This is a genomic window from Halodesulfovibrio marinisediminis DSM 17456 (assembly GCF_900129975.1).
GTDB lineage: Bacteria > Desulfobacterota > Desulfovibrionia > Desulfovibrionales > Desulfovibrionaceae > Halodesulfovibrio > Halodesulfovibrio marinisediminis.
The window spans coordinates 313,062-335,745 of record NZ_FSRG01000006.1; the positions used below are offsets into that span (position 1 = coordinate 313,062).

Below are 22,684 nucleotides of genomic sequence, written 5' to 3' on the forward strand. Positions count from 1 at the left end.
CGTTTTTTACTATGAAACAGAATAATAAGCACGACGAACAAGCCCTTTTTGGGATGCTTACCAAGTTATGTGAAGAGGTTGCCTGGCAGAAAAAACAACAGTTTTCTACTGGTGAATCACAAGCTAACACACAAGAAAGAGAAGAAGCCCTCAATAAACTTTTCATGCTAACCCAGCAGTATGAGTTCCCAGAGCACATCCAAAGGTTGGCTGACGCTATCGGCCTTCTTTATGTTAGTTTGGAAATAAGTGAAATGCGTCATAAAGAATTGTTGACAACATTAAGACAACAAAACTTAGAACTTGAAACTGCCCTTAATAACATAGCTTCCAGCAGTAAATCTCTCAGCTCAATTAGAGAAGGAGCAACACAGGACTTCTTTGTTGCTTCAAGCCCTATTATGCAGGCAACAACCAACACAGCCTATGCTTTAGCTCCATACCCTATTAATGTTATGCTGTTAGGAAGCTCAGGAACAGGAAAAGAGGTCTTTGCAAAACTCATCCATAACGCATCACCTCGAAAAGATAAGCCGTTCATTGCGGTTAACTGTACGGCAATCCCAGACAGTCTGTTCGAAAGTGAAATGTTTGGTATTGATAAAGGCGTTGCAACAGGAGTTTCCAAACGGACAGGTTTCTTTGTCAGCGCAAACGAAGGGACTCTTTTTTTAGATGAAATAGGAGACATGAGCCTCTCCAACCAGTCCAAGTTATTACGTGCACTTGAATCCCGCGAAATTACTCCTGTCGGAAAATCACGGCCTATACCAATTGATATCCGCATTATCTCGGCAACGAATTGTGATTTAGAAAAGGCTGTTGCAGAAAAAAGGTTCAGAGAGGACCTGTATTACAGGCTTAACGTAGCAGAACTACAGCTACCCGACCTTTCCCTGCGTGGAGAAGATATTATTGAATTAGCTAACATTTTGCTGGCAAAACATTGTAGGCGCTTTAACAGGCCAACCCCCCAATTATCTGCTAAAGCAAAAAAGTTACTTTTGAACTATTCATGGCAAGGCAATGTTCGAGAACTGAACAACGAAATGGAGCGCGCTGCGGCACTTTTCACAGAAAAAGAAATCGTACCCACAAACTTTTCGCCACGACTGCAACAGCAGAAAAGTAAACACGTTTTAGGTGTTGGAACTGAAGAGATTGTGCACTGTACAACAGAAAAAAATGAACAGCGCATTGAAGATGAGGATTTTTCCCTTGCTGCCATGGAAGAGATAACTATAAAAAAAGCTCTCGAATACACTCAACACAATAAAAGCAAGGCTGCAAAGCTACTTGGTATCACAAGAGAAGGACTTCGTAAAAAATTACAGAGAATACACATTCCATAACGGTCATTATTTTTTGAAAAAAATCTGCAACACATTTTTTTCAGTTGGAGTTCGCTCATAATACTGCCTGTCCGTCATATGTTTAATAAGGTGGACGCCAAGTCCGCCTATTACTCGTTCCTCAACCCCAGCATCCAGATCTGGTTCTTTAGCTTCTTCTAAAGGATTGTATACCGGACCGTTATCTATAAATGTTAACTTCCATGTATTATCTTCATCTTCTACTGCTGAAAGTTCTATTTCAACAGTTTTATCCTCTGTATCTTTAACATGCATAGCAACATTGACAAACAGTTCTTCCGCAACAAGCTTAATTTTTGGAACTAAAACTACCTCCTCTTCTGTTAGAACATTTTCAATATATGAAAAAACTTTTGTAAGTTTTTCTACATCTGCAATCAGCTTCATATTTTATCCTTTGAATCTTCTAACGTTTAACAAACTCTTTGAGTTACATCCCTGCTTCCCAAAAGAATACTATCTATAACAATTGCTATACTAAAAAAATTTAAACTAGAAACAGAGAAAACCATCTCTAGACAAAACAAATCGAGAGGAAGCCGCCCACGGTCTCTATTTCCAATAAAAAGGTATAAAATAACACATCAACAGGCAGGAATAGCGCGAACAGTAAAGCCCCCTATTAACTTTTAGTTCACCGCTAAATATTTATTACTTACACTTTTAACAACTACGAATAACGTACCTGTTACAGGGAAAAGTGTCTCAGCCTGCCCACTGGCAACTTTAGTGGCGGCTCTGAAGTCAATAAGAGGAATTTGTTGGCTGTTCTTTTCGGAGGATTAATAGAAAAATATTCACCTGCTTTAATGATGTGATTGCCAAGAATACCAACAGACAAAAAATTTATATTTAATTTTAAAATGTTAAAGACTAAACCCCCTTGCAATATCCTTCAGATTTTCTTCTATCTTCATTTCCATGGCATGCTTTCTATCAAAATACAATGCATATATCATGCCACCGCTGAGTCATATTCTGACACCCACTTATATAGCAAAATACTTTCTTCTTTTCTCCGAGAAGTCGAACAGACACCCTATTTTGATATCACCATGCATCATATCGATGCATGACATACTTCCTTCACAGAACACACTAAACAATTTACTCAGATGACTTGAAATTTCATTTCAATACCCGGCTAAAGAAGCCCACCGTTTTTTAACGATGTCGCAATCGATTTCCACGGTAAACGACCTCTTTCCTTCCCCCCCCCCACTCATCACTTTTAATCATCGCGCAAAGCCTTATTTCTTGAACCTTGGAAGGCTCGTCACCATGAGCACTCAGCGTCCGACACCAACGACACAGCATAGGTTTGCAAACTCCAAAGTTAAAACTGGTTAATGAAGCTTTTCGCTTAACATAACAACATTCTTTTGAACTCAGCACCGCATGCTTTGCACTCTCAAACACTCACTTTCGCCTCCTGTTTCATTCTGGTTGAATAGCGTGATTGTGCATTTTAAATGCCTGCGGCAAGATCACCAAAAAGTTTGTCACTCTTGCCAACAAATTTGCCAGAAAAAAGAAAAAACAAGCACCTTTCTCTTGGAAAAGCATCAAGTATGGCACCAAATAAACTGAGAATCTAACCAAACCCCTTCAGTTCAATCTAACTACCATGCCGTAATGTCTATCTTTTTATAACCTCATTCCACCCGAGCAGAATACTTGGCGCTTACCATACAAAGGCTGGCATCTTACTTGCTAAGTTTTATATAAATAATATGAAAATCATCACCACTAAACAGTGGTGATCAAGAACACGTACCTGCCAGGAGGTTCCATGCTGGAAGCAAACAATTTAGTTGCCATGTTCGGTAAAAAAATCGGTATTGATGAGCTAATCTTAGACGAGAGCAATTCTTGCACACTGACCTTTGATGGAATTGCCATTACTATTGAATATCTCGAAGAAAAAGATACTTTTTATATCTACAGTAAGGTAGCAGACCTTCCAGAAGAGCAAGAACGACTTGCTGTTTATGAATTTATTTTGGAACAAAATTGTTTCTATAAAGGCACTGGCGGCGGGGCTCTGGGAATTGAGAAATCTTTTAACTCGATAATTCACACAACATTATTCCCGATACAAAGCGCATCCGAAAATGCTGCGACTCGCTTTGACGCCCTTATTTCCATGCATGTCAACACTGTTGAAGCGATGCAATCTGCCTTAAAGAACTTACTGATTGCAAACGAGCCTGAAACTATTGCAAACGACAACCTCATCAACACTGCTATACGCATTTAATATAAACGAGAATATCGATGAATATCAATTCATTATCTTCTATGGCAACCTCACTTCAGCAGGTTGGCAAAGAACACTTGACCCTTCAAGATGGCTCTCTTACTCCGAAAACAAGCTCTCTTGGCGGACGTATTTTAAACTGGATTCGTTCACGAAAACCAGAAGGGAAGTCCCCTAACCTAGCGGTAGCCTCACGACTGCTTAATACCATGCAGTCAACAGATGGAATAACTGACGCACAAAAATCCTATGCTGAAAAACTGTTACATAAAGCGCTGGAGTCAGGCAGACCAATTTCAGGCAGAGAGGCCGCAAAAACTATACGAGAGTTTGTTAGCATTAAAACAAGTGAAGACTCCTACGCTAAAGAATCGCGTATGATTAATGCTCAAGGCTTAACAAAACATATGCTCTCTGGAACACCGTCCAAATTTGACGCATGCGTTAACTCGCAGGCAGAACGCTTTGGCCTATCCAAAGACCAGCTTACAGGCGAAGAAGTTTCAAAAATGAAACAACAATTTGAAACCCACTTGCTCCAAAAAGCCGCAATGTCGGATCATTCTCTTAGTGAAAAAGAAGGCTCAGAGTTGGGAGATGAAGTATGTCGTATGGCCATACTTGGCAAAACACAGGCAGCAATCACCTCTCAAGCAAAACTCGTAACATCACATAACTCAATGGATGACCCACTACCGAACTTACTATTTCAAGAAGCAACAAAACGTGGCCTTGACGTACCGGTTCGCTTAGACCTTATGGAAGGACTCTCCAAAAGCATTGAAGACAAATTATTTAATGCCTGCCTACTGAAGGAACCCTGTCAGCAGCCTACTTTTGAAAAAGCGTCAGAAATCGCATTAAAAGTTGTGAACAAGCATCTGGACTGCATGCAAACTATCCAAGAATCAGACTTAGGATCTGAACAAAAAATGTTTGCCATGCTCGCTGTTAGCTCTTCCAAGACTTCCTTTACAAAAGGTATGACAGAAGGCATGTGTTCTGCCATACCACAAGCTACTGACTTTATATTGCAAATGCAGGACAGCAGTCTTTCTGACAACCCAGAACAGGTTAAAAATGCATGCGAAAACTATTTCCACGCAATGAAACAGTCCACGGACGTAAATGACGAGGAATTGCGAGAAGGTATTGCAGGAGGCCCTGAAGCTTCAGCTGTTCGCACCGCTATTGGCTTAACCGCATTAGCTACTTGTTCTGGCATTCAGCTTGGAGAAGGTGAAAAAGACATTGAACGTTCAGAGAACATGTACAATGCCTTAACTAACCCAGGTGCTCCCCTTGCCGGGTTCATGTATGACACCCAGCAAGCGCAAGGCAATGGAGCAGGGCCTGAAAACGTGCGAATGCAACACTACCTTGCGTCAGTACTCAGCCCGCTAGCCGAGGAGGGTAAAGTAGTAGAAACCCTCCTGCCACTTCCACTTTGCTTAGGAAATCTAAGCTATGCACAGATAAAACAGAGGGGAGCTGAAGAACATCAACTCCCACCTTCCCAGCTGCAAACTTTAAAACAAAACGTTGAAGCTCGTTTTCTTCCATCAGTAGATAATGAAAAAACTTATTCCCCAGCCAACTCTCCTGTAACTCTATCACCAGAAACAACAAAGAAATATGAGGCTTTTGGCGAACAATTTATGAAAGACTTCCTCCGTACAGGCGTGACTATCGATGGCGAACATATTGGTGCTTGTGGCACAAACGACTCTAAGGCGATTGAGGAGGAAGTTAACAAACTTATCTCAAAATTCCCTAGTATTGAAGAAGCTGCTAAGATTTGTAGTCCATTACACCAAGGTTGTATGGCAGATGTTATGACCTCAGCTTTTAAAATGCCAGAATTGACACAAACTGCAGTTAGCCGAATACATATCAAAGATCGCGTAGAGGCCCATCACATTTCTATCAAAAGCCATGGCGGTGGAGAATACACAGCTAGTATGGATTACGCAAAGCATGGCGAAAAAATTGATGACCCTGAAACACGGTTAGGGGAAAATGTACTCTTGAGCTATCAAATTAGCACTAAAGAAGATCAACAACACGCCAGCTTCGCTCTGGCGGACTTGGATATACGCTACAGTAAAGCTAGTTTCTAAATTATTCGCCTTGAATCGTATCTGTTATATTCACGCATACGATTCTGACTGACAGTGCAACATCTTCGAGCATCAAAGCCAACTTGTTGTTTATGAAGATTTATACAAGAGTTTCACTTGGTAGCGACCTGATAAAACACATTTAAACTTGTCTTATCAAGGCACCAGTAGATCTGCACAGAATCCGCTGGTGCCTAACTTTTATCTTGTCATGTTTGATGGTGCAGTTGCTTAAGATAATAAATCCCCGGCTGAAAGCAGCATGCCATAGCTTTCAGCCTCTAAAATTGGCGGTTTAAGATACCCTGAGCACTTTATTGGCGGTTTTAAATAACATAACACAAACAATACTCAGCAAAATAAGACAGTTACACTTTGGTTCGCAAAATGCATAGAACTCATAGCATAACAACTAGTACAACGTATTTTTTTTAAAATAATCACAAAAGAGAAGACCCAAAAGGGTGTTTTGTGCAGGAGATCTATATGCAAAGTAAGTTTGTTGAAATGCTTAAACGCTTTGGAAACAGTGTTGACCTTGAAGGCTTTGAACCAAGTGATACTGGAGCCTGCTCGTTAGTATTTGATGGCATTATTGTTAACTTGGAACTGCGAAAAAAGACCGGTCTCCTTTTTATCTACAGCACCCTTGGCTTCTTGCCGGATAGTGGAAGGGAATCTTTGTATCGCTCACTTCTTGCTGCCAATGTTTTTTTTGAAAAAACGCAAGGGGCAACCCTTGGAATCGATGAAAATTCAGATGTAGTGATACTTCAATATCAAGTGCCGTTTCTATCATTAGATGACGAGAGTTTTTATTTAACGATAGAGAACTTTGTAAATGTCGCTGATCTGTGGGTAACTCGCCTCGAAAAAATAGCACAAGAAGACGTTAACGATAGTGCTGCTGAGTCCACAACACCAGATATGCCTATTGTCGGAATCAAAATATAAGTCACAATTTCTATTCAATCAGTCTGCTCTGTTGCGAGGAACAAACGTCGCAATACAATGTCTGTAACTGCTCACTCCTTGTTGAAATCATTTAAGATGGAGATTCAACTAATGGTACACGTTAATTCTACTCCTTCTGTTGCTGTCCCTCAATATCAAGAGGCTATTCAGAGCTCTTCTACAAATGGGACTAGCACCCCTGCTTCCTCCGCTGCTCCGCATGTGAACTCTAAAGACACACTGCACGCTCATGAGGCCTCTCATTCTCTTCTAAGAAGTATTTCTGATCGTAAAATAAGCTTCCTTCAAGCAGGTGGTGTGTCTCTTTCGCCAAAAGATATTATACAGGATAGCTTTGAATCACCTAATGGCACCCCGTACCTACTTTTAAAAAACAGTCAAAAGGGTTGTGACATCCTTAAGGCAACAAGCAATGATGGGCTAAAATATACTCTTAGCCATGTTGCTACTGTAAACGCCGATACAAAAAAATTTGTAATGCAACCAAATGGTAGTGTCCTTACTTATTCCGGCGGAAACTCACTCCACATTTTCAGTTCTGACAATCCAGAACAAGAAACTGGCTCTATCCGACTTCCCGAAAAAATTAATTCTATAGCTAGCATGTCGTTAGATAGAGAGAATAATCTTTGGGTTTCGGACAAGTCAGGCAAAATATACCATTATGACGATTCTAAGAACGATTGGACGAATGTTCCTTCCGGCGGAAATAATTTTGATTCCAACTCCAAGTGTACCGCAAATGGAAAAGTGGCCTTTTTAAACAAGAACGGTGTTTGGAAGGAGTATATCCCCTCCCGCCATCAATGGAAGCCGGTTAATGTTTCCATCCAGCATAGTGGTTTCAAAGAAGCGATGCAGGCAAAAGGAGCGCTGGATGTCGCTGTTTCTGGAGACGCAAACTATGCCATACTCAAAAATGACAAAGTAGAAATTGTTGCTTCCGGAGATAAAAAAACAATTCCATTTTCACACACTGCTTCACCTAAACAAATTGCGATTGATAACAAAGGTCGTTTGTGGGTGTTATGCAACGATGGACAAGCATTCTTTAAAAATCCGAAAGATGAGAAATGGAGCGAGCTTCCACAATCTGAGAAATATAGTGAACTGCACATGATGATAAAGGGGAAAGCAGCCTTTAAAACAACTAGAGACAGATGGTTTACTCACCCCAAGACAAAGTCAAAAATGAAAGAAGTTGCTACTGATGAGCTTGTCCAAAAAAACTCAGATAAAAACATTTTTTCATTAAATAAGCGGAGACGACTTGTTTTCACGAACACCCACATTTTCAAAGGACACTTTCCGCATACTGAAAGAATGCAAAGTAAGGATGGAAGAAATCCCCTTACACGTTTTTTATTTGGAAAATATTTAGCGCCAGCAAAGCAAGATGGATATATAGAAGAGCAACATTCTGCTAAAAAACTATCATCCAGAGTTGTAAAAGAGAAAACACAAAAGAATGTTGTTGCAGCGTATAAAACAATTCAAAAAGATCTTGAACAGCTATTCACGACAAAAGATCAACCGTTTTTAATCCAAAAAGGATTATTACGCGGTGCTGGGCATGCTCTTAACACTGTTCATGCTCTTAACAAAGACTCAGAAGCGACATGTCGTTTACTTCTTAAAGAAAATGGACTGCTCGATGAAGATGGTAACATTAAACCGTTAGATACAAGCTCCGTAAATGAGGCTTCATCTAAAGATAAAATTTCCCAGTTGTGGCGAAACCAACTAAAGCTAAGATATTCTTCTTTTGAAATGGAGCAGAATATTGCCGCTCCCGAAAATGTTTCAGAACGTGTTGTAGATGCACTGAAAGTGTTACTGGCGTCTGGAGTACAGGTTTCCAAAAAAGATAACACCTCTGCTTTGGTCGCAAGACTTTTTGCTAACCAAAAAGCCATTTGTACCATTGCGCAGCAGGCTGTAAAACAACAAAAGTCTCTAACTTCATACCTTGCCGAACACAAAGATTTGTCTCAGGAACAAATAACATCACTGGCAACTACAAGAAGTGAGCTGATAGATTCAGCGACAAGAGATATTATGTTCGCGCATAATAAATCTTCACTTGTTGTCGGAACAAATTCAATTGTTCAAGGAGTGCAAGGAAGAGATAGAGTTGCGCATGCAGCTTCTTACTGGAGTAAAGTCTTTTCTTCTGAAGACATGATAAAAACTAGAGGCCGCTTTGCACATGGTTTGAATACTAACTACCGATCATTTCGTGAAGCAGCTAAGGATATAGTATATAATCTTGAGCCAGGGAGCTCTATTACTTTTGGGACCTCCCGCGAACACAAAGTAGGAACCTTTTTCGTTATTAACGCCATCGGGACTTCTATTTCCGGCGTTGCAGTCGGGGTATGTCCAGAGGCATATGGAAGCCATATGCACGGAAATTCGGTTACCGTAACCAAAGAGGAATCCGGACTTCGATTCTCCTTTGCATCAGAAAAGAATAACGGTGCCCATGGGGTGTTATGGGCTGGTGCTGCTGTCGGAGTTGCTGTACCGGGCGTCAACCTTGGCGCTGGAGCAGCTATTGGTGCAGAAATTCACTATGACCAGACGATATCGAACCAAACATATAGTAGTGATTTTTTCTTTCCACATGAGGCGTCGACCTCTTCATGGAAGGTACTTGATAAGTTCCTTGGTGGAGAGTTGACGATGCAAAGCTTAGAGAAGTTGAGCAACGAATCTACATCGGACAACAGTACCCATGAAGTCGAATCACTAGAGTTCGGTGCTGCCGCTGTCTTAAAGGCTGGTATTCAAAATGTCAGACTAGGTCTTACTCCAGCAATATTCACTGAAATTACCTCACACGAAGACGTTAAGCATAACATTGTAGACGCATCAGGCGCACATCACCGCACTGAAAACATTCATAAAGACCATTACTTTTCTCAAACTAATTTGGGAATAGGCTTTAGAACCCCTGACATTGGTGTCCCGGGGTACATTTCCCCTACTGATAGTTTTAGTGCGGGGGATACAGCGATGAAACCAGCGTTGGGTGTTAGCTATGCTCTAAAAACAAAACGCTTAGAAGACGTTTCGTATACATTCGACGAGATTTCACAAAAACCCACCGATGCGAAATGTAATGTTAACCTTGATACCATGAAAATAATAAAGCGGAGGCGCTTAAAAGAACTGGCCAAAGAAATTAGTGGCGGAGATCAAAAAGGTTACAAACAAACAAAGGAGCTGCTGGAAAAATTCTTAAGGCACCGCGATCCCATTATTATTACATATGGCCTTTCGGACATTGGTAAGAAAAAGCTCGAAAACTTCGATCCCAAAGTACATACCAATATTAGCAAATATTTCGAAAAGCTGTTTCATGAAAAAGAGAACAGACAAGTGTTATCTGTTTCACAAAACAGACACAAATCCTTTGGAAATACATTGGGTTTTAACGCATTGGTATACGACTATTCCCGAACAGACTCCTTCGGGATATCAAGCCCACTTGGAAAGGTAGAATTTTACCTAGATAAAGACATAAACATAGAGCCCCGTTGTTCAGGGCCGCTTTTTGAATCTTCAAATGTAAAGTTCTCTCCACCCCCTAAGTCGGAAGAAGTATTTCGCCTTGTAGGTAAACCTATTGCAGATTCTTTAACAAGTTATACTCCGCCAACTGACCCGAATATAGAAAAAAGCGTGTCTATGCACAGTGAGTATGAAAACATTCATAACACATATAACAAGTTGCTTGATGATCATACAAACATGCTGATGGCGGAAAATGTCAGCCCCCAAAGTATTGAACATTTCGAGCAAGAAATGGCGGATGCCTTTTATAGCCAAGATGAGTCTTTATTCGTTCAAAAAATGAATAATGCAACTTCTCTTCTTCCGCAGGAGCTAACTTCTTCGAGTGTTTTTACAGAAAGTTTTCTAAACCTATATGGGCAATCTAGAGAGGTTATGGGGCACATTACCGAATTAGAGAATCAGCCCCCCCAGAATAGGCAAGAGCTTACTTTTCTAAATGGAAAAGTTGTGGTTGACGGACATTATGTACCTCTCAAAATATTAAACGAGGCTTTATCTCGTTCCCCATATGCAAATAATATTCGTCAAGCCATACGAGGACAAGCAAGCGCAACTATGAATGTTGCGGAACTGTTCACTCAAGATGAATTGAAAAAGATTTCGACTAGCCCAAATGTGCCACAGGATGCCACCCCGCTTCCGGAACAAAACAGCTTGCACTCGTTAAACTCTTTGCCAGACATCTTAGTCTCATTTTTACCGGAAGAACTGGAACAGCAAAACTTAACCGCAACTCAGCAATATATTTTGGAAGATTATTTTCCAGGACAAACAGCAGGCGTTGCGTATGACAAGGCTCGCAGTGTTTCTGAAATATTCAGTAATATAGATGTGTATCCAGCCCCAGCGTATAATCTTGCCGCATCCTTACTGGCCTCTACCCTTGTAAAACAAGGGTTACCTTCAGAAACAGCCCAGCAGTTGGAGAATAACTTTAGAAACGCGCTAGGTTCAACAGATCATGATAACTTCAATAAATGTGTAGCCGAAGTTATAGACGTTATCCCCAGTGCATCCAAAGAATTGGATATGAATCCTGATGTCGATGGGCTAATTTCTATTATGCGCCATGCAATAGACTCACCACAAAAAGTTGCTGCAGTGTAGGAATACATATACCCAAGCGGCAACTAGTTGCTTTTTTTGAATGAGTCTCTTGCGATACACAAAATAAAAGAGAGGCATGCAGATAACCTGCATGACTCAGATTAATGATAACCCCCAGTTTCAACACTTGAAACTGGGGGTCTTTCTTTTATGCTGTTACATCTGCAACAATTCGGCCTTGTTAAGCTGAGCAACAAGCCGAAATTAAAATCTTGACGTCTTCCCAATAAACTGAACCAGTTAAAAATAGAGAATTTTGGCAAACTAACCTATTGTTAACCCAAGGAGTTTGCCATGAAAAAGACGAAATTTACCGACGAGCAGATTACTTTCGCCTTACGCCAAGCTGAGACAGGAACACGAGTTAAAGAGGTATGCCGTAAGATGGGCATATCAGAAGCTACGTTCTACAATTGGAAAAAGAAATATGGTGGGCTTGGGGTAAGCGAACTTCGACGCTTAAAGCAGCTTGAAGAGGAAAATAGGCAACTGAAAAAGCTTGTTGCAGATTTGAGCCTTGATAAGCAAATGCTGCAGGATATTCTCACAAAAAAGCTTTAAAGCCTGCTCAATTGATAAAATTTGCTGAACACCTGGAACAGGCTTATCAAGTCAGCGTCGTAGGCGTTGTTCTGTCTTATGCATGAGTAGATCAAGCTATTATTACAAGCCTACAGGAAAGATGTTTCTGCGCTTCGTCTTCGTATCCGAGAGATTGCCGAAACTCGGGTGCGGTATGGTTGCCAAAGAATATATGTTCTCCTGCGCAGGGAAGGATGGTATGTGAATCATAAGAAAGTTCACAGATTGTACTGTGAAGAAGGATTAAACCTGCGCTCCAAGCGTCCTAGACGAAATGTTTCAGCAGCTCACTGCATGGATCGGTCAGAACTCTCTAGTATTGATCAGTGTTGGTCTATGAATTTTGTGACAGACAACCTGTTCAACGGACGAAGAATTCGTGCCTTAACTGTGGTTAACAATTTTAGTCGAGAATGCTTAGAAAGCCATGTGGGTCACGCCATAAAAGGGCAACATGCTGTGAGCAGGCTCGAGTGGCTCCGGCTGTTCTCTGGGCGCAAACCACAACACATTCAATTAGATAATGGTAGCGAATTTATTTCCAAGGCACTCGACAAGTGGGCCTATGAAAAATAATGTAGCACTGGACTTCTCAAGACCGGGAAAACCTTCGAACAACCCGTTTATGAGTCGTTTAACAGAAGCTTTCGGGATGAGTGTTAAACACGCATTGGTTCCTGTCAGTTTCTGACGCTCGAAAGAAGATTGAAACATGGCGGAAAGAATATAACGAATTTCGTCCTCATTCTTCTTTCGAAAATATGACCCCGAACGACTTTGCCCGTAGCCATATTGATCATTCAACTAGCCAAATTTCTCTACAATCTACCGGTACAGATTGGGGAAGACATCAATCCTACTAAGCTTTAATTTTAAACTGTCAGCTGTTAAGGAAACTTATGTTTTTTCAAGCAACATCCTGCTATGCTTCTAAAATTATTAACCTGATGCCAGACTGTAATTAAAGAGTCAAAATTGAATCTTAGAACCATATTCGGTTCAAGTTTTAAGCTAGGCTATTCCTGGATAAGAAAGTTTTGAGTCACGAAGGACTCAAAACTTTCTTTTTATTATATGAGCAATCAAACACTTATTTGCATAACCACCTGTTTTTACAAACTTAAACAAGAAAAAAACGCCTCCTTCTTGGCACATTTATTGCTGAGATTATCCAATAAAAATAGCTACATCAGCCCTTTTATAAAATCGAATAATTACTCCCCTCCCCCCACTGCATTCTCTGACAGCTCGCCATATTCATTTTACTAAGTTGTTCTCTTACATTAACGCCTCGGAGGCATTTATGCGATTTAAATCTCTAAAACTTAAACTGCTCATTCAACTTTCGGTATGTATTATAATGCTTCTTGCTGTCTTGCTCACCATATCCATCAGGTTCACACGCTCCGCTGCAATACAGGATGCTCAGACCATCAGTCACCAAATTGCAAAGGAACAAGCATTACTCATTCAAAAAAGATTTAACGACGGCTTCACTATCGGCAGAACTCTCTCTCAATCAATCGAAGCTATTGTTCAATCTGACCGCCCTGCTGATCGTGATCAAATTGTTGAAATTCTCAAGCGTACCGGAGATGCCAACCCTGAACTGTTCGGAGTATGGGCTGCGTTTGAACCCAATGTATACGGAAAAGACTCTGAAAACGTCACGGCCATGACTCATAGTACAGAAAAAGGTATTTTTGCCCCATATTGGAATAGAAAAAACGGCGCACTCGCTCTCTATGCTTGCAGCAACTTAAACCTGCCATGGTACACATACAGTCTTAATACAAAAGAAGAAAGTGCCTCTGCTGTAACCGCTTATAAAGACAGAAAAGGACTCACATTCACTATTTCAAGTCTTTCCGTACCGGCAATTGTGAATGGAAGAGCTATCGGGGTTGTCGGCGTCGACCTCTCTGCAGACTTTCTTAACAACATAGTAAACAATGTTAATGGATTCGAAGGTCATGGCAGCATGAGCTTGATAGCCCCTACCGGCAACATTCAGGCAGCAACCGATATGCCCGATATTCTTGGGACACCTTACAAAGACATAGTTGACGGAGGCCTTCAGCTTTTTAAACGAGCTCAGAACGGTGAGATAGTCTTCGAAGAGACAGACGAAGATCTCCGTTTACTTATGCCGGTTCACTTCGGGAAATCCAAAGCAAACTGGGTAGTCACTCTATCTGTTCCTATGAACGTCGTTCTGGCTGAAGCAAATGCCCTGACTCAAACATTAATTATCACCGGTTGCTGCTGCCTTCTTCTCGCTTTTGCATGCATATTTTATCTTGCAGGACTTATTGCTCACCCTATCGTACAAACATCCAGTGTCATCAGCGACATTGCGAATGGAACACTCAGTTCACGCTGCATTGTTAAAGGACACGACGAGATTGCTGACATGCAGCAAGCCGTAAACACTATGGCAGTCAAACTTCAGGAGAACATGGAGGAAATTGACCGCAACATGAAAGAAGTCCGCTTGCGTTCTGAAGAAGCTGAAAAAGCGACTGTACAAGCAGAAAAAGCAGAAAAAGAAGCTAGCAAAGCGCATCGGCAAGGTCAGCTTGCGGCTGCAGATCAGCTCGAAGAATTCGTACACGACTTGACCACTGTATCTGCTGATATGAACGAAAATGTCCGCACTACCGCAGAAGGAGTAAGCCAGCAGGATGCACGCAACAGCGAAACCGCAACGGCTATGGAAGAAATGAACAGCACTATTTTAGAAGTAGCACGCAATGCTTCTGAAGCAGCGACAAGTGTAGACATAGTATTCCATGAAGCAAAATCAGGACTAAAGGTTGTAGAAGAGTCTGTTTCAACTATCCAAAATGTGTATTCATTAAGTGAAAACATGAAGAAAGAAATGAGCGATCTGGGCACACAGGTTCAATCCATCAGTGATATTCTTGATGTCATCAGTGACATTGCAGACCAAACAAATCTACTCGCCTTAAATGCCGCCATTGAAGCTGCACGGGCAGGTGACGCAGGACGCGGCTTTGCTGTTGTAGCAGATGAAGTTCGCAAGCTTGCTGAAAAAACTATGGACGCAACAAGACATGTAGGCAATGCCATCCAGACAATTCAGTCCGGTACCCATCAAAATATTGAAGCAATGACAAATACTGCTGATGCCGTAGAGATTGCCACCAAGCTGGTTACTGAATCCGGAGACGCTTTCAAGCGCATCGTGGCAAAAGTTACACCGGCAACAGATCAAGTACGTGCAATTGCTACAGCAGCCGAACAACAATCATCCGCTAGTGAAGAAATCACACATGCGCTTGAAGAAATTGGCCACATCTCAACTGTAACTGCTGAAAGAATGCGAGATGCTGAGAACTCTGTACGAGATCTCAGCACTGTTTCTGACTTACTCAAAAATATGATAGTCGAACTAAAAGAAGATTAGTAGCTGATCATACCCTCACATAAATGTAAGGTTCACAGATGAAAATCTGTGAACCTTTTTTCTATTATCTTAAGTTGCTCACTCTGAATAACTTCACAGTAAAGATATTCATAGGACTAATAGCACCTGGACAGTCATACCGCGCAGATATAATCAAAAACAATGTACTACCGCTACGGGTAGACATCTCATTGTTTTCATGAATATGAAACACCTACCTTTATGAAAAGATAATTTCACTTAATAGCCTATGCTTACTTATGTTTTTAGCATAAAACCAACGTGCATGCGATGGGCTAAAGAATTACGCAAACACTACATCCATTTTTTATTTATAAAAAAATTGTATCTTAAGAATGTTAGCAAAAACAAACAGAAGACATTATAAAGAACCAATGATGATCCATCATAATTCTACTAATACAGTTTCTTCCGACCACTAATTAAATTTAAAATCAATAACGTAGAACACCTAGAACAATTCATTATTAAATCACACTCTCCTCTTCATTTATTAAAAAGAAGTTGCACCACTGGAGATCCAAACACAATGAGCAAGACAGAACATTTTGGGTTAGATTTTGAAACCTTTGCCAACCTCATAGACAACCTGCACGATGAAATCATTATTTATGATAACAACTATCGTATGCTTTATGTGAACAAAGCATGCGAAAGACATTATGGTTTTAGTCGGCAGGAGCTCATCGACATGCCGTTCTGGGATGTGGTGGCTAAGCACAAAGCTTGGAACCGCCCGATGCTACCGCTCATTTATGAAAAGAAATGTCAGGCCAAACAAGTACAGCAAACCTACTTGGGGCTTGAAGTTCTTACTATTGGGACCCCCGTCTTGGATGAATATAATGAAGTCGAACATGTTCTTCTGAATGTTAGGGATAACTACCATGAGAGCAGGATCCTCTCTCCTGAAGAACTGCTCTGCGAAGATCAAGCTTCATCAGAATCACCACCAGAAAATTTTATTTACCGCAGCCCCGGCATGGAGCAAGCAATTACCAATGCAAAAAAAGTTGCGGATGTTACTGCCCCGTGCCTGCTCATGGGTGAATCCGGCTGCGGAAAAAGCCTTCTCGCTAATTTTATCCATAAAAAAAGTAAGCGAGCAGACAAACCATTTGTCACAGTCAACTGCGCTGCTATTCCGCACGAATTGTTTGAATCGGAGCTGTTCGGACATGTTGAAGGTGCATTCTCCGGCGCAACAAAAGCCCGTAGCGGTTTGTTTGCAAAAGCAAAAGGCGGCACTCTCTTTCTCGATGAAATTTCCGAACTCCCTCTGCCTATGCAAGCGAAGCTGTTATACGCTGTGCAGGAGCTTGAATACCGTCCTGTAGGAAGTTCAGAAACCTTGAAAGCAGATGTACGAATTCTGGCAGCATCTAACCGTAACTTAGATCTCATGGTCGAAAACAGTGCCTTCAGACAGGATCTATACTTTCGTCTGAATGTATTTGATATTGTTATTCCTCCACTGCGAGAACGGCCAGAAGATCTCATCCCACTTATCCATTTATTCTTAAATAGATATGGAAAACAGCATGGAAAAGGAAAACAGCTGGCCTCTGATGCCCAAAAACTACTCTGCCAGTATACCTGGCCGGGTAATGTTCGCGAGTTAGCTCATTTAATCGAAAGGCTGATAGTAACAGTTGAAGGTGAAATGATTACCGTCGATCACCTGCCTCCTTCCATTTATGAAACTCAGGGCTATCCAACATCATTACTCAATCTTTCTGAAAGCTTGGATGAAACTATTGAAGCCGTTGAACGCCGGCTGATTCTTGACGCTTATCAACAGCACGGAACAAGCCGAAAAGTGGCTGCAGCCCTTAACATCAGCCAATCTCGCGCTTCCCGTCTTATTAGAAAATACACATCTGATGCCAAACCGTGAGCAAAGATGCATTATTGACTCTTAGACCCAATAATGGGTCAAAGGTTAAATCAATCTAATACACAATTAAGGCGGAAATGAGTCAACGAGGACTCATTTCCGCCTTTTTACTGTGTGGACAATCAAACAACAATCTATGTAACTATCTGTTTTTTAAAGAGTATTTTCAAAGAAGATTTTCCTCCTTATTGGCATAGCCCTTGCTTTAAGTACCCCATAAATTGAGATGCAAGTTTCTTACTTGATAGCAAGCGCTTCAAGCTATCATTCACTCCTAGCGAATCTATCACTTCAGCTAGTTAAGAACATCTCAACATCATAATTATGGAAAAGAGGCAGCCGCAAACCGAACACTTTGCGGCACTAGAAAGAGGTGAACCTAATTTTTAAGGGAGATGCTTTTATGTTTAAAAACCGTACATACTATGGAATGGCATGCGCTTTACTTGCCACCATGCTTTGGGCTGGAGCTTTTGTTGTTGCCAGATTAGCTGTAGGTCAAATTTCACCAATGACTCTCGGTGCCAGCCGCTGGTTTATCGCACTGCTGATTCTGTGTACTTTCACTCTTCCAAGAGTAAAAAAAGAGTGGCCTGTAGCCAAAAAATTTCTGCCACAAATTATTGCAGCAGCATTAACAGGTGTAGCAGCTTACTCTCCGCTTAGCTATTTTGCAGCGCAGACTACATCTGCCATCAACCTGTCCCTTATTTCTGTTACTACACCAATATTTATTGTTATAATCTCTTCTGCAATGGGTCAGAAACAGTCCCTGAACACCTGGCTCGGCTGTACCATTGCTCTCCTTGGTTCTTTCTACCTCGTCTGTAACGGTGAAATAGATAGGTTGATGGGGCTTCAGTTTGCATCAGGTGACATTCTCATGCTTCTGGCAGCCGTAGGTTTTGCGGTATACAGCTTGATTCTGAGAAAAATCCCTGAAGGTCTCTCTCAACTCACCATCATGACTCTTATGTCTTTCTTTGCAGTTTTGATGCTGATCCCATGCGTTATCTGGGAATCCACTCAGCCAACCATGGTATTCAATATGAACGGTGTGGTGTTCTTTAGCATCGTTTTCTCTGCTGTCTGCTCCTCCATCATTGCGTGGTTCACTTGGAACATCGGCTTACAGCATGCCGGACCGGCAACATCCGGCATGATCTATTACAGCCTCCCATTATGGGGCGGTTTATTTGCCTTTGTTTTCCTTGGTGAAACCATGGGCATGGTTCACCTTGTCAGTGGCGTTCTTATTATTGGCGGCATCGTGTGGGCAAGCCGTAGTCCAAAGCCAGTAGCCTCTGAAACCCCTGCATACAGCCAGACATAATCGGTAGCTCCTTCCGATAAGGCAGAGCGGGGTACACACCCCGCTCTGCCCACTACTCTTTGACTCATCTCAAAAAGATATTTCAACCGGAGCCGAAGTGGAGTGCTTTGTAATCAACAAGCACCCCGTGAAAACGAACGATTTAAGGATTTGGACATGCAAGAAACCAGACAACAAAAACTTATTCATCTTAATGTAAACGGGGAAACCCGTTCCCTGTATGTAGAACCGAATTGGACTCTCTCAAAAGTACTGCGAAACGACTGCGGGCACACTGGAACAAAAGAAGCCTGCGGTGAAGGTGCCTGCGGATCGTGCACCGTACTTATTGATTCTGTAGCAGTTCCAGCTTGTATGACACTGGCCATTGAGCAAGAAAACAAAGAAATAGAAACTATTGAAGGTCTTTCCAAAGATGGCACCCTCCACCCTATTCAAGAAGCCTGGCTCGAAGAATATGGTGCACAATGTGGTTTTTGTTCACCCGGCATGATCCTGTCCACAAAAGCTCTACTCTTAAAAAATCCAAACCCGAATGACGATGAAATAAAAGAGGCGCTTAGCGGTAATGTCTGTATTTGCAACAACTACGAGCACATCCTCAACTCAGTCAGAAGTGCAGCAAAAAAAATGTCCGGAGAGCAAGCCCATGATTAAAACAACATCTATCGGCACATCTGTTCGTCAAAAAGATGGTCCTGCGCGAGTCACCGGGGCCGCCAAGTACTATGCAGACTTTATTTTTCCCGACATGCTGCAAACTCGTATTTTGCGCAGCCCATACCCTGCTGCAACCATTACAAGTATTGATACAAGCAAAGCTGAAGCTTTGCATGGCGTTCGTCTTGTAATGACACATGAAAACTACCCGAAGGCATTTCGCAAATCCTTATATTATGTCGGTGATCTTGTAGCAGCTGTTATTGCAGATGACGAAACCATCGCTGAAGAAGCTATGGAACTCATCGATGTTACGTATGAGAAGAAGAAATTTGTTCTGAGCATCGAAGAAGGAATTAAGCCGGATTCTCCCCAAGTGTTTGAAGGAACACCAAACTGCAACGACTGGGAATTCCATGCCCTGCTGAGTGATCGGGATCCGGAAACCCGTCTCTTCAAAACCAAAACACCAGCGGAATACAACGGCTTTGGAGATATTGAAAAGGGTTTTGCAGAATCAGATGTAATCATTGAACAAAAGGGTCTTAAATACGCCTACTGCAAAGGCCCTGCTATGGAACCTCGTGGATGTACTGCAAATTTCGACGGAACTAAGCTTCATGTTTACACCCACTCTCAGGGAATGCATGACGAAAAGCTTTGTCTCGCGCAGGCTCTCGGCATCAGCTCAACCATGCTGAACTATGTTTCCCCGTTCACAGGCTCCAGCTTCGGCGGAAAAAACGCCTTCCCATTAGACCGCAACATTGCATCCCACTACCTGCTTATCGCCAGCCTTGCGTGCCTGGACCTCAAAAAACCGGTTCACTGCGCATATTCCCGAGAAGAAGAAATGGTCTCCGGCTGGTCACGAGGCAGCGTTACAGATGTGAAAATCGGCTTTAAAGAAGACGGCATCCTGACAACAATGGATATGTCTCACTGGCAAGAAACCGGCTCAGGCGGTGACAAGTACCCCGCCAAAAACGCCATGCTTGCCACTGGCGCTGTCCTCTACTCCCACAACTGCGAACACCTGCGCGGAAAAATCCGCTACGTGCACACCAACCGCTTCCCGGCAGCTGGCTGGCAGGGATATGGAGCTCCTGAAGGCGTATTTGCAGTGGAAACAACAATGGATATCGCTGCTGAAAAGATGGGAATAGATCCTGTTGAGATTCGCAAAAAGAACTGCATGCGAACCGGCGATATTGATTCCGGTTGGGACCCGCTCATTTACAAATCTGCTTATATTTCCTCTTCCGGCATTAGAGACTGCCTTGATGCAGGTGCAGAGTATCTGGACTGGAAAAACAACTGGGTACATCCAAGTAAAAAAAGCGGACGAATCCGTCGCGGGCTTGGAGTTGCAATTTTCGCAATGGGCGCAGGACGTCCAGGGCCGGGTAACTCCAGTGAAGCTATGGTCAAAATTTACCCGGACGGCTCTGCGGCACTTGTCTGCGCCGTTGCTGATATCGGACAAGGGCAGCATACCGTACAATGCCAGATTGTCGCTGATGTTCTCGGAATTCCATACAAGAAGGTCGGCTTAGTATGCAGCGACACAGACTCCACCCCATTTGCAACACTTGTAGCAAACAGCTGCGGAACCTGGATTCAAGGCTGGGCAACATATGAAGCTGCCATAGACGCAAAGCGTCAGGTGCTTGAGCTTGCTGCCGTACAATTAGGCGTTCCTGCCCCTGCCCTCAGCATGAATGAAAAAGGTGTTTTTGTGACAGCTGAGCCTGACAAAGGAATTTCCTTTGCTGAAGCATTTGGGGCACGCGGACACTATGGCGGGGTTCATGAAGTCACTGGCTACTACGTCAACAACTCACCACACCCTAACGGACTTAAAGACGGCAAAGAAGATCAGGTCTACATTCCAAAAGAAAAAGGGGCTCAGTTCATCTCATTAGATGTGGATACAGAGACCGGCATGATCTCAAACGTTAATGTCGTCATGGCTCAAAATGTCGGTAAAGCTCTCAACCCGAAAATTGTAGCCGGACAGCTTTCTACCTCACGACATGGTGTTGATAATGCGATACTCGGCAACGATTGCATTACTGACAAGCGCAACGGCTGGCTTATGACTCCGAACTGGATCGATTACCGCCACTGCACCACTATGGACTGTGATGTTACTCCAATTGTTATTGAAAAACCGGGCGATCCTACACATCCGTTCGGAGCAACTGCATGTGGCGAAGGCGCAGCCTGCCCGTCTCTTGCTGCGTTCTCAAACGCAATTTTCAACGCAACCGGTGTACGACTTATTGAAACCCCATTCGACCCAGAAAAAATCCTCATGGGTCTTGGTAAGATCCAGTCTTCACGGAGGAAAAAATAATGAAACGCTTCAGCCACTTTGACGCTTCGAGCATTGAAGAAGCAATTAGCCTGTTAGGTAAATACGAAAACTCTTCCTACGTCATCGCAGGTGGCAGTGACCTTATGGGGGGGCTTAAAGATAATCTTTGGATGGAATATCCTGAAGCCATCATCAATATAAAAACTATTCCCGGTCTTAATAATCTTACTGTTAAAGAAGATGGCCTGCACATCGGGGCGCTGGTAACACTCACTGAGTTATCGGAGTCCGATGCCGTCAAACAAACTTGGCCGGGACTTGCAGAAGCCGCACGACGGACTGCTTCTCCTCTATTACGCAACATGGGAACTATCGCCGGTAATATTTGTCAGGAAAACCGCTGCTGGTATTACCGCTACCCGGATAAAATTGGTGGTCGTATTGATTGCATCCGCAAAGGGGGCAAAAGATGTCTCGCAATTCCAGGAGATCATCGTTTCCACTCAATTTTTGGTGCAGTAAAAAAATGCATTGCTGTAAACCCAAGCGACACGGCTCCGGCACTGGTAGCACTGAATGCGGTAGTTAAAACCACCAAACGTGAAATTCCAATTGATGAATTCTTCACTGGTGAAAATGGTTGCGGTTCCACCATTCTTGATCACAATGAAATCGTAACCGAGATTATTGTACCAACTCCTTCTGTTGGAGAAAGCAGTGCCTTTGTAAAGATTGCCTATCGTAAATCAATCGACTTCGCGCTAGTTAACTGCGCTGCCTCCATTACCATTATTGACGGAAAAATAACACAGGCTCGCATCTGCCTGAATGGAGTTCATAACGTACCCCGCAGATGTTCTGATGCTGAAGCATTACTCATTGGAAAAAAACTTACAGAAGAAACAGCAGCAGAAGCTGCTGCAACTGCAGTAGCAGATGCCAAGCCGCTGTTCCAGAACATGTACAAAGTACAGCTGGCAAAAACCAGTGTACTCGACACACTTCTTGAATGTGTAAGGTAACC

At 42.5% G+C, this 22,684-nt stretch carries 12 protein-coding genes and 1 pseudogene; 12 read left to right on the forward strand and 1 reads right to left on the reverse strand.

Features of this window, described 5'->3' with window-relative positions; translation table 11 throughout:
* Positions 1-11 precede the first annotated feature (11 nt).
* On the forward strand, positions 12-1,352 hold the full coding sequence (locus BUR09_RS12710; RefSeq protein ID WP_074217325.1) for a sigma 54-interacting transcriptional regulator: 1,341 nt from the start codon (positions 12-14) through the stop codon (positions 1,350-1,352).
* Positions 1,353-1,358: 6 nt separating this feature from the next.
* Here BUR09_RS12710 and BUR09_RS12715 read toward each other — a convergent pair whose 3' ends face one another.
* Positions 1,359-1,760, reverse strand: coding sequence for an ATP-binding protein (locus BUR09_RS12715; protein ID WP_074217326.1), 402 nt, complete (start codon positions 1,758-1,760; stop codon positions 1,359-1,361).
* 1,405 nt (positions 1,761-3,165) lie between these two features.
* On the opposite strand from BUR09_RS12715, the gene BUR09_RS12720 reads away from it, so the two are divergent.
* The 11 genes and pseudogenes from BUR09_RS12720 (at position 3,166) to BUR09_RS12780 (ending at position 22,682) form a co-directional block, all read left to right on the forward strand.
* Positions 3,166-3,633, forward strand: coding sequence for a CesT family type III secretion system chaperone (locus tag BUR09_RS12720; protein ID WP_074217327.1), 468 nt, complete (start codon positions 3,166-3,168; stop codon positions 3,631-3,633).
* A 17-nt stretch (positions 3,634-3,650) separates the two neighbouring features.
* Positions 3,651-5,753, forward strand: coding sequence for a hypothetical protein (locus BUR09_RS12725; protein ID WP_074217328.1), 2,103 nt, complete (start codon positions 3,651-3,653; stop codon positions 5,751-5,753).
* A gap of 486 nt (positions 5,754-6,239) precedes the next feature.
* Positions 6,240-6,707 carry a type III secretion system chaperone gene (locus tag BUR09_RS12730; RefSeq protein WP_074217329.1) on the forward strand — a complete coding sequence of 156 codons (468 nt, stop codon included), beginning with the start codon at positions 6,240-6,242 and terminating at the stop codon, positions 6,705-6,707.
* A gap of 111 nt (positions 6,708-6,818) precedes the next feature.
* On the forward strand, positions 6,819-11,417 hold the full coding sequence (locus tag BUR09_RS12735) for a hypothetical protein (RefSeq protein WP_074217330.1): 4,599 nt from the start codon (positions 6,819-6,821) through the stop codon (positions 11,415-11,417).
* A 294-nt stretch (positions 11,418-11,711) separates the two neighbouring features.
* A pseudogene (locus BUR09_RS16740) lies at positions 11,712-12,862 on the forward strand (IS3 family transposase).
* Positions 12,863-13,302: 440 nt separating this feature from the next.
* Positions 13,303-15,429, forward strand: coding sequence for a methyl-accepting chemotaxis protein (locus BUR09_RS12755; protein ID WP_074217333.1), 2,127 nt, complete (start codon positions 13,303-13,305; stop codon positions 15,427-15,429).
* Positions 15,430-15,979: 550 nt separating this feature from the next.
* The gene (locus BUR09_RS12760; protein WP_074217334.1) at positions 15,980-17,347 is read left to right on the forward strand and encodes a sigma-54 interaction domain-containing protein; all 1,368 of its coding nucleotides are present in this window, start codon (positions 15,980-15,982) and stop codon (positions 17,345-17,347) included.
* A gap of 403 nt (positions 17,348-17,750) precedes the next feature.
* The gene (locus tag BUR09_RS12765) at positions 17,751-18,680 is read left to right on the forward strand and encodes a DMT family transporter (protein ID WP_074217335.1); all 930 of its coding nucleotides are present in this window, start codon (positions 17,751-17,753) and stop codon (positions 18,678-18,680) included.
* A gap of 156 nt (positions 18,681-18,836) precedes the next feature.
* Positions 18,837-19,337 carry a (2Fe-2S)-binding protein gene (locus BUR09_RS12770; protein WP_074217336.1) on the forward strand — a complete coding sequence of 167 codons (501 nt, stop codon included), beginning with the start codon at positions 18,837-18,839 and terminating at the stop codon, positions 19,335-19,337.
* A complete protein-coding gene (locus BUR09_RS12775) occupies positions 19,330-21,699 on the forward strand; it encodes a xanthine dehydrogenase family protein molybdopterin-binding subunit (RefSeq protein WP_074217337.1) in 2,370 nt (789 codons plus the stop codon). The genes BUR09_RS12770 and BUR09_RS12775 overlap by 8 nt, the downstream gene beginning before the upstream one ends.
* A complete protein-coding gene (locus BUR09_RS12780) occupies positions 21,699-22,682 on the forward strand; it encodes an FAD binding domain-containing protein (protein WP_074217338.1) in 984 nt (327 codons plus the stop codon). The genes BUR09_RS12775 and BUR09_RS12780 overlap by 1 nt, the downstream gene beginning before the upstream one ends.
* Positions 22,683-22,684 lie beyond the last annotated feature (2 nt).